Source organism: Dietzia sp. DQ11-38-2 (assembly GCF_014145055.1).
Taxonomy (GTDB): Bacteria; Actinomycetota; Actinomycetes; order Mycobacteriales; family Mycobacteriaceae; genus Dietzia.
The window spans coordinates 6,710-9,578 of record NZ_JAALDW010000350.1 but is presented as its reverse complement, the minus strand read 5'-3'; the positions used below and the strand labels follow the sequence as shown (position 1 = coordinate 9,578).

At 65.0% G+C, this 2,869-nt stretch carries 2 protein-coding genes, 1 tRNA gene and 1 pseudogene; 3 read left to right on the top strand and 1 reads right to left on the bottom strand.

Annotated features, from left to right (window positions below; genetic code table 11):
* Positions 1-655: pseudogene (locus G6026_RS12030) on the top strand (DNA primase); the annotation flags it as partial.
* 80 nt (positions 656-735) lie between these two features.
* Positions 736-808: transfer RNA gene (locus tag G6026_RS12025), tRNA-Asn, on the top strand.
* 113 nt (positions 809-921) lie between these two features.
* Here the strand turns inward: G6026_RS12025 and G6026_RS12020 are convergent.
* The gene (locus G6026_RS12020; protein WP_182613316.1) at positions 922-2,016 is read right to left on the bottom strand and encodes a type I restriction enzyme HsdR N-terminal domain-containing protein; all 1,095 of its coding nucleotides are present in this window, start codon (positions 2,014-2,016) and stop codon (positions 922-924) included.
* Positions 2,017-2,149: 133 nt separating this feature from the next.
* Between G6026_RS12020 and G6026_RS17390 the strand changes: the two genes are divergently transcribed.
* On the top strand, positions 2,150-2,869 hold a 720-nt coding region (locus tag G6026_RS17390), incomplete at its 3' end, for a carboxylesterase family protein (RefSeq protein ID WP_241728056.1).

Sequence of the window (2,869 nt, the reverse complement as noted above, 5' to 3'; positions counted from 1 at the left end):
CTCCGGCACCCGTGGGCCAGGCCGTCGCGGCTCGGGAGGGTCCGGGGGTGGGCCCCGCCCGCTGCGGGACCGCGCCGAAAGAGGCGGGGGGAGAGACGACCACGAGGCTGTTTCCCGGGACGAACGACGAGCTCCCGTGGAACCGACGGGCGTACCCCTGCCCTCACCGGCGGACCCGGTGCTGTGGCCGCAGCGCGAGGCGCTCAAGGCTGCCCTGCAGTACCCGGGTCTGGCAGGGCCGCTCTTCGACTCGCTCCCGTCGGAGTGCTACACCCATCCCGCCTACTCCAGGCTCGCCGCCGCGGTGTCCGCCGCCGGGGGGTGTGCCTCGGGCAAGAGCGGCGCGAACTGGGTGTCCGAGGTGTCCCGGGGGCTCGAGGACGACGGGCTGCGGCGGCTGGTGGGCCTGATGGCGGTCGAGACGCTCCGGGTGGCGGAGGACGCGCTGCCCCGGTACGTCTCCGGCGTGCTCGCCCGACTGCAGGAGGTGTGGGTGTCCGGTCAGATCGCCGACCTCAAGTCGAAGGTGCAGCGGATGAGTCCGGCGGCGGACCCGGAGGGCTACTCGGCACTGTTCGGTGACCTCGTCGCGCTGGAGGAGTACCGGCGAGGACTGCTCGACCAGGCTGTGGGCGCCACGCCCGACATCGCCTGACCTGGCGATTTGGACCGACGGCCGCGCTCGCACTAAGGTGAGTTCTCGGTGCTCGGCGTGATCGTCGGTCGCCGAGGCAATCCCCCATAGCTCAATTGGCAGAGCATTCGACTGTTAATCGAAGGGTTTCTGGTTCGAGTCCAGATGGGGGAGCAGTCGAAGGCAGGTCAGGAGTGCTCTTCTGACCTGCCTTCTGTGTTTGCGTCGCCGAGCTCTCCAGCGTCACGTTGGGCTCCAATCGGGATGACGAGGTTGGAAGTGGCCTGTCACTCACCGGCTAGGGCGGCGATGCGCGCCAAGATTGCGTCCGCGTGATCGTAGATGTCGTCCAAGGTTGCAAGTGGGTGCAACGTCTCCTGTTTGGCCTCGTCGAACACCCCTATTCTCCAGTTAGAAGAGTTGAAGTGCAGGCGCGCTATCGGTTTGCGATTGTTGTCATCGAATAAGATGGCGCAATACGATTTGGCATCGCGCATATAGATACGTGCCGCCGATACTTTCTGTCGGGCTATAGCCTTGATGATCTGGAACGCCTCGATCTCCTCAGGCGAGGTCTCAACATCATCCTCTGGCTGGACCAGCGTGGGTTCGGGTTGCGCCTGCTCCGTACTCGGGGACTCCATTTCGGTCGGGGTGTGCTCATCTAGGTCTTGGGCGGTGCGAAGGCGGCGGTTGGCCTCATCCCGGATGAACTGTGCGCCAGCTGTGCCAACCACTTCGCGGAAGAACTCGAGTACTTGTGCGGTGAGTCGCCGAGAGGTTACCCGGTTCGCAAAGTAGCGCACCCAGTCATCCGACGGCTCTCGGAATTCAGCCGCCATTGCTTTGCGTACCTCGGCCACGTACTTGAGATGCTCAGCTGAAGCGGCGATCGTCTCGGCATCGAATTTGCTCTTGGTGCACTTCTCCAAGTGAGGGAAGATGCGTTCGTCGATGTTGGCGAGGTCCAATGTCATGAAGGGCTTCTCGTCCATTCGATTTGCTGCGTCAAGCTGTGCGTAGAAGTGGTACACCTCTCCGTTGGTCAGAATCGCAAACTCGGTGTCCGTGACGTTGAAGTAGCGGATCAACTGCGTAGCGTGGTCCAAGCTGAGAGGCGAACCAATAGTCTTGCACTCGATAAGAAACCGGAAGTCCTCGCCGCTCTTGATCGCGTAGTCGACCTTCTCACCCTTCTTCCGTCCGACATCGGCAACGTATTCAGGAATGACCTCCCTCGGGTCGAAGATGTCGTAGCCGAGCACATCTTGGATGAAGGGCGCGATCAATGCGGTCTTGGTGGCCTCTTCTGTTGAAATGTGGGCTTTGAGGTCGCGGACCTTAGCAGCGAGCTGGCGAACGGACTCTTCAATGGTCGGCATCGCGACTCCAAGCCTCGGGATAAGTAAGTCGTTTTAACTTGTAGCAGGTCTCACAGTCTCCCGCTCCTACTCTGAAGATCCGACAGCATGACGGCGCGATCTCAACGTGAAGGCGGCCGCTACGCTGGCGCCCATGACACGCACCGAGGTCACTCTGTCGACCGGCCGCGTCCGCGGCACCGACCTCGGCGACGTCGTCCGCTTCTACGGGATCCCCTACGCCGAGGACCCGGTCGGCGACCTACGCTTCGCCGCCCCGGTCCGACGAGCGCCGTGGGAGGGGGTCCGTGATGCGACCAGGCCCGCCGCCACCGCGCAGAGGCTGAGATTCGACCCCGACCCGGCGATCCCCGAGCCGATCGTCGCGGGGAGCGACATCCTGCACGTTGACGTGTGGGCACCGGCGGAAGGCGGGTCACACCCCGTGCTGGTGTGGATCCACGGAGGCGGCTGGGAATCGGGCTCATCCCACCAGCCCTGGTTCGACGGATCGACCTTCGCGCGCCGCGGGATTGTCGTGGTCTCGGTCGGCTACCGCCTCGGCGTGGAGGGCTTCACCCCGTTTCCCGACGCCCCGGACAACCGGGGGCTGCTCGACTGGGTCGCCGCACTCGAGTGGATCCGGGACGAGATCGCCGCGTTCGGCGGAGACCCCGACCGGGTGACGGTCTCCGGTCAGTCGGCCGGCGGGGGAGCGGTGCTCTGCCTGCTGGGTTCTCCGCCGGCTGCGGGGCTGTTCCACGGGGCGATCGCGGCGTCACCGGCGGTTCTGCGTGCCCCGGCGACACACCCGCCCAAGGGGGTCACCGCGGAGGGGCTGGCCGCCGGGGGGCGCGGCACCGTGGACGAGTTC